This is a genomic window from Enterobacter sp. R-1.6.2 (assembly GCF_035064085.1).
GTDB lineage: Bacteria > Pseudomonadota > Gammaproteobacteria > Enterobacterales > Enterobacteriaceae > Enterobacter > Enterobacter asburiae_B.
This window is the reverse complement of sequence record NZ_JASEYI010000058.1, coordinates 1-6,090: the sequence shown is the minus strand read 5'-3', so window position 1 is coordinate 6,090 and position 6,090 is coordinate 1. Positions and strand designations below refer to the sequence as shown.

Annotated in this window: 6 protein-coding genes; 3 read left to right on the top strand and 3 right to left on the bottom strand. The window is 60.0% G+C overall.

Annotation, left to right across the window (positions count from 1 at the left end):
- Nucleotides 1-218 precede the first annotated feature (218 nt).
- The 3 genes from chrA (at nucleotide 219) to QMN93_RS25245 (ending at nucleotide 2,731) form a co-directional block, all read left to right on the top strand.
- Nucleotides 219-1,424, top strand: coding sequence for a chromate efflux transporter (gene chrA / locus QMN93_RS25260; protein WP_000184001.1), 1,206 nt, complete (start codon nucleotides 219-221; stop codon nucleotides 1,422-1,424).
- A 10-nt stretch (nucleotides 1,425-1,434) separates the two neighbouring features.
- Nucleotides 1,435-1,740 (top strand): PadR family transcriptional regulator, encoded by a 306-nt coding sequence (locus QMN93_RS25255; RefSeq protein ID WP_000130000.1) that lies wholly within the window; start codon nucleotides 1,435-1,437, stop codon nucleotides 1,738-1,740.
- Between the two features lie 226 nt (nucleotides 1,741-1,966).
- Nucleotides 1,967-2,731: an IS6-like element IS6100 family transposase gene (locus tag QMN93_RS25245; protein ID WP_001389365.1), complete on the top strand. Its 765-nt coding sequence runs from the start codon at nucleotides 1,967-1,969 to the stop codon at nucleotides 2,729-2,731.
- Between the two features lie 492 nt (nucleotides 2,732-3,223).
- Here the strand turns inward: QMN93_RS25245 and mphR(A) are convergent, their stop codons facing one another.
- The 3 genes from mphR(A) to QMN93_RS25230 are packed head-to-tail and all read right to left on the bottom strand — an operon-like array spanning nucleotide 3,224 to nucleotide 5,948.
- Complete coding sequence (mphR(A), locus tag QMN93_RS25240) at nucleotides 3,224-3,808, bottom strand: macrolide-binding transcriptional repressor MphR(A) (protein ID WP_001137892.1); 585 nt, start codon at nucleotides 3,806-3,808, stop codon at nucleotides 3,224-3,226.
- The gene (gene mrx(A), locus QMN93_RS25235; protein WP_000004159.1) at nucleotides 3,808-5,046 is read right to left on the bottom strand and encodes a macrolide resistance MFS transporter Mrx(A); all 1,239 of its coding nucleotides are present in this window, start codon (nucleotides 5,044-5,046) and stop codon (nucleotides 3,808-3,810) included. Before mrx(A) ends, mphR(A) begins: the two co-directional genes overlap by 1 nt.
- Entirely contained in the window at nucleotides 5,043-5,948 is a 906-nt protein-coding gene (locus QMN93_RS25230) for an Mph(A) family macrolide 2'-phosphotransferase (RefSeq protein WP_000219391.1), read from the bottom strand. Before QMN93_RS25230 ends, mrx(A) begins: the two co-directional genes overlap by 4 nt.
- Nucleotides 5,949-6,090 lie beyond the last annotated feature (142 nt).

Here is a 6,090-nt window from a genome sequence, read left to right as displayed (position 1 = left end):
CCGAATGAAAGCCTGTCCTCAGCATAGTACCGGGAAGGAGGGAGTGACCATCTCATTAAATAAAGCACGCTAAGCCGTAAGTAAGCGTGCTCCTGTGAAAGCCACAGCTAAAACTGCGTAGTACACATAGAGGTATTTTTTTCTAGATTTATATCGAATTTCGTTATCGAATTTCGCTTATTATTGATCAACTCGTTGCAGATCATGAAGGCGAAAGTATGACGAATAACCCTACCGATGACAGCAGACCATGGTCGGTCTTTCTTATTTTTCTGCGGCTTGGATTGACATCTTTTGGCGGCCCCATTGCGCACTTGGGCTACTTCCGCGCCGAATTTGTCACACGGCGGCGCTGGCTCTCCGAACGGAGCTATGCTGACTTGGTCGCGCTTTGTCAGTTCTTGCCAGGGCCTGCAAGCAGCCAGGTCGGCATAGCGGTAGGACTGTCTCGGGCTGGATACAGCGGGGCGCTGGCTGCTTGGGCTGGCTTCACGCTGCCGTCTGCCATAGCCTTGATCCTTTTTGCGCTCGGCATCTCCAGCTATGGCGATTACGTCTCGCAGGGCGCGTTGCATGGCTTAAAAGTGGTGGCTGTGGCCGTGGTCGCTCAAGCAGTATGGGGCATGGCGCGTAACCTATGCACGGATGGGCTGCGAGTCACCATCATGGCAATTGCTACCTGCGTCGTTTTACTTGTGCCGTCCGCGTGGGGACAGGTTGGCGTGATTGCTATCGCAGGCATCGCAGGCCGGTTATTGTTCAAGCCAGCGAAAGTTGTTGAGCATGACCCCCTACCTATCACGGTCAGTCACCGGGCCGGCGTGCTTTGGCTCTCGCTGTTCTTTGTCTTGCTGATTGGCCTGCCGGTGTTGGCCGAACTGATGCCAAGTCAAACCATGGCAATGGTGGATTCCTTCTATCGTGTCGGATCACTGGTGTTCGGCGGTGGTCACGTTGTGCTGCCATTACTGCAAGCCGAAGTGGTGCCCTCCGGCTGGGTCAACAATGAATCCTTTCTCGCGGGGTACGGGGCAGCTCAAGCGGTGCCCGGCCCTTTGTTCACGTTCGCCGCGTTTCTTGGTGCCTCGATGAACACCGCCCCGTCGGGCTGGATCGGCGGCATTGTGTGTCTGCTGGCTATCTTCGCGCCCTCGTTCTTGCTGGTCGTCGGATCAATGCCATTTTGGGAGCGTTTGCGCCGCAATACAGGCATCCAAGCTGCGCTGGCCGGGATCAATGCCGCTGTAGTCGGCTTGCTGCTGGCCGCGCTGTATCAGCCTGTATGGACTAGCGCCATCTTTCAGCCGCAAGACTTCGGCTTGGCATTAGTTGCCCTTGTCGCACTTATGTTCTGGAAGCTCCCGCCGTGGCTGGTTGTCCTCGGTAGCGGTGCAGCTGGGTGGCTGTTGAGCGTCGCTCTGTGAGGCACAAAAAATGACTGACAAAGACCTCTACGGCGGTTTGATCCGCCTGCACATCCTTCACCATGCAGCCGAGGAACCTGTCTTTGGGCTGGGGATCATCGAAGAGCTACGCCGACACGGCTACGAGATGAGCGCTGGCACCGTGTACCCGATGCTGCACGGCCTGGAAAAAAAAGGCTATCTGACCTCACGCCACGAACGCACCGGGCGACGTGAACGGCGTGTTTATGACATCACTGAACAAGGCAGAACTGCACTTGCTGATGCGAAAACAAAGGTCAAGGAGCTGTTCGGAGAGTTGGTAGAAGGTGGTTGAGTTTTTGCTTCTATGTCAGGTTGAGCTATACCCTAACTGGATTGTCATTTTCAGAAGACGACTGCACCAGTTGATTGGGCGTAATGGCTGTTGTGCAGCCAGCTCCTGACAGTTCAATATCAGAAGTGATCTGCACCAATCTCGACTATGCTCAATACTCGTGTGGGCTCTGTTGCAAAAATCGTGAAGCTTGAGCATGCTTGGCGGAGATTGGACGGACGGAACGATGACGGATTTCAAGTGGCGCCATTTCCAGGGTGATGTGATCCTGTGGGCGGTGCGCTGGTATTGTCGCTATCCGATCAGCTATCGCGACCTTGAGGAAATGCTGGCGGAACGCGGCATTTCGGTCGACCATACGACGATCTATCGCTGGGTCCAGTGCTACGCCCCGGAGATGGAGAAGCGGCTGCGCTGGTTCTGGCGGCGTGGCTTTGATCCGAGCTGGCGCCTGGATGAAACCTACGTCAAGGTGCGGGGCAAGTGGACCTACCTGTACCGGGCAGTCGACAAGCGGGGCGACACGATCGATTTCTACCTGTCGCCGACCCGCAGCGCCAAGGCAGCGAAGCGGTTCCTGGGCAAGGCCCTGCGAGGCCTGAAGCACTGGGAAAAGCCTGCCACGCTCAATACCGACAAAGCGCCGAGCTATGGTGCAGCGATCACCGAATTGAAGCGCGAAGGAAAGCTGGACCGGGAGACGGCCCACCGGCAGGTGAAGTATCTCAATAACGTGATCGAGGCCGATCACGGAAAGCTCAAGATACTGATCAAGCCGGTGCGCGGTTTCAAATCGATCCCCACGGCCTATGCCACGATCAAGGGATTCGAAGTCATGCGAGCCCTGCGCAAAGGACAGGCTCGCCCCTGGTGCCTGCAGCCCGGCATCAGGGGCGAGGTGCGCCTTGTGGAGAGAGCTTTTGGCATTGGGCCCTCGGCGCTGACGGAGGCCATGGGCATGCTCAACCACCATTTCGCAGCAGCCGCCTGATCGGCGCAGAGCGACAGCCTACCTCTGACTGCCGCCAATCTTTGCAACAGAGCCCGCCGTGCTAGTCTGCTCGGTGATGGTGGAGTGAAGCCAACCCGCAATCGGGTTATGAATCTGCATCGCGATTCGCAATCAGCTGTCTCTTGAGCATGTCGAACTCCTGCGATGTTATCTCGCCGTGCTCGTGCTGCTACACCAACTTGTCCAACTCATCCGCCACACCGCTCCCCACCACCTGCGATGGCCAGGTTGTTTGCTGGGCGCATTGGCGGAGTATCGTCTCGACCCGGGACACCCACACCGGCACAACCTTACGGGAGTGATTCACTGTCAAAGAATCGGCCCGGTGCTCTGACGCAAGTATCGGGATGGTCACCATTTGTAAGCCGTAGACCTGAGTGGTGATCAAGACTTCGATACCACCGACCGTACCGGTACTAATCGACGACGGTCGTGTTCGTCGCCTGCCGCAGGGACTCTGCACACCTCCGTTTACGCATGTGCCTGGAGGAGTTGGAAATCGTCGTGTTCGGGAAACATTAAACACAGGATGGCAGCGATCTGAGCCAGCACATGATCAGCTAGCTCACCATCCGGATCGACGGCCCACTGCATCGTCGCGCCAGCGATGACCGAGTGCAGGAGCAACTCAGCTGCCGCAGGAGCACCTGGGGGCAGTCGCTTGCGGATCCCCTCCACCACCGCGCGGTTCCGCTGGATCGCAAGCGTGCGTAGCTCCGGCACCTGGAGCTCGTACCAGGAGATGAGATAGTTCACCGAGAAGTCGTTGCGAGTGTTCATGCTCCGAACGAGCACCTGCAAAAATTCCCAGAGCCCTTGCGGCCCTGCGCCTATCGGTATCGCATTCAGGTAATGCCGCACCTGCTCGACGCCGCGCTCCATCATCCTCACCAGCAGCGTATCGCGGTTGGTGAAGCGCTGGATTAACGCTGCGCGGGAGAGCCCCACCTCCTTTGCTACTCCGCTGAGCGTGAACTCTATGGGACCGCAACGCTTCAGCACTACGGTGGCGGCCTCGAGTACCTCGTCATCGGACTTGAGCTTGGGGCGGGGCATCAGTGTTCACCTTCTGTATGGGTTGGGGCGGAGGCTGTGGCTGCCGCCGCCATTGTAGCAAATTGAAGACGGAGCGAGAGTAGAGCCACGAGCCCCGCAAACACGGCCGATACAACGAGGCCAGGGAGCGGACCAGCAAGGTCGACAAACGCGCCGGCCGCAAGCATAACCATGGGCGAGGCTGACAGCATCACCGCCGAGACCGTGCCGAGTACCCGGCCGAGAAGTTCTGGCGGCGTGCGGTTGTAGATGGCAGCGTTGAGAATGGGAGAGACTGAGCCGGTCAGCAGTCCCACGAGCGCGCCCAACAACATCAGCACCGGCACGCCTGGCAACTGTGAAAGCAGAAGCGAGCCCACCGCAGAGCCACAAAATGCCACCGCCAGCCAGTTCTGCGCTGATATCCGGGCGCCGACCGACGCATGAATGGCAATGCCAAGGAGACCACCAGCCCCCATCATTGAGGAGAACAGCCCGAGCTCTGCTACTTGGCGTCCTGCATCTACAAACAGCGCAGGCATGATGACGCTGCCGTTGGCGCCAACGATGCCCACGAAGATCATCACTATACCAAAGAGAGGGCGCAGCAGGGGTTCGCTCCAGAGAAAAGCGACGCCGGCGCGCATGGAGAGAGTCGCCGTCGTGGTCATCGTCCGAGCGGCACGCGCGGGAAGCACCCACGCGCCGAGCAGACCTGCAAGGACGGAGCAGAACGCCGTCAGCCCGAGCGTTGGCGCAGCGCCAAGCAGGCCGATTGCGGCCCCCCCAAGGGCCGGGCCACCTAGAATCGCGACGTTCCCGATCACCGCTTTCAGTGACGAGACGCGCTCAACGGAGAGCCCGGCGACGTGGCCGAGTTTGGGCAGCTCACTGTCCTGCGCGGCCATACCGGGTGCGTCGAACGCGGCACCGAGCACCACGCAAGCGATCAGCCCAGTGTTCGAGAGGGCGCCAACGGCATCGAGCAGTGGGATGCTCGCCATGGCCACGCCGCCCACCACACCCGAGATCAATGCGACGGGCGCGCGCCCGAACCGATCGACGAGGCCACCACCAACCCACGCGCCGATGATGGTCGCGATGACGCTGCTAGCGGCCGTGGCGCCCGCCCAGGCCGCGCTCTTTGTATGAGACAGGACGAACCATGGAAGCGCGAGGGCCGCCACCGCGTTGCCGATCCGGAAGAGAAAGGTCGCCGCGAACAGCGTCGCGAGCGGGCTATATCGACGTTCGCTCATTCCGCTGCGGCGAGCTGCGCCTTCGCCGCAGCGAGGTACTCTTCGTTACCCGAGTCGAGGGCGAAGAGTGCGTAGGTGACCGCCCCGAACGCAAGGCGCTCCGCGATGTGGTGGGCGAGCCGCGGCCACACCCGGCCACCGGCCGCTTCATACGTGAGGAGGAGCTTCGCGAGCCCCTCTTCACCAAAGACCATAAGGTGCGCGGCCATGTCGATGGCAGGGTCATCAACGCGGGCCTCGCTCCAGTCGATCATCCCGCTGACGCGCTCCGTGTTGTCGATGAGCACATGGCCCACGTAGAGATCGCCATGCACCACCACGGAGAAATCTGGCCACGACGAATCGTCGTCGAGCCAGCGCTGCCACCGGTGGAGGCGCTTGTCGTTCACCACGAACTCGCGTCGGACGCGGTCAACGTCGTCGGCCACCTTCTGACGGGCCTGCGTCGGTGTACGGATGAGCATCCCCGCATCCACGGCGGCGGAAATGGGGACGGCATGCAGGGCGGCGAGCGCGGTCGCGAAGCTCTCCGCGAAGACCTCCGAGTCCTGCGGCACGACCCAGTCGGGCGTGGACGAACCAGGCTGGATGACCATCGCAGTCGAGTCTTCGAGCATGGGATAGGCAACGAGCTCGGCGTTGGCCACGCGCCAGTCCGGCACCGCGAACGGCAGGCGATTCTTGAGCATTGCCAGCACCCGCGCCTCTGGTTCGACCTTCGCGCTTACCTCGGCTCGGCGCGGGATGCGCAGCACCCACCGACGTCCATCGTCGACGGTGGCGATCACGATCCTATAGTCGAGCCCAAGCTCATTGACAGTCAGCGGGCCATGGAGCTTGAGCCCATGTCGGGCTGCAAGTGCGTACAGTTGGGAGGTATCGGCGGTCGTGACTACGGTCATGATTCACTCCTGAGGGCTTGACGGGTTTAGCCACCTAAATGTAACAGTCACGTCGGTTATATTCAATCCGGCACTGTTGCAAAGTTAGCGATGAGGCAGCCTTTTGTCTTATTCAAAGGCCTTACATTTCAAAAACTCTGCT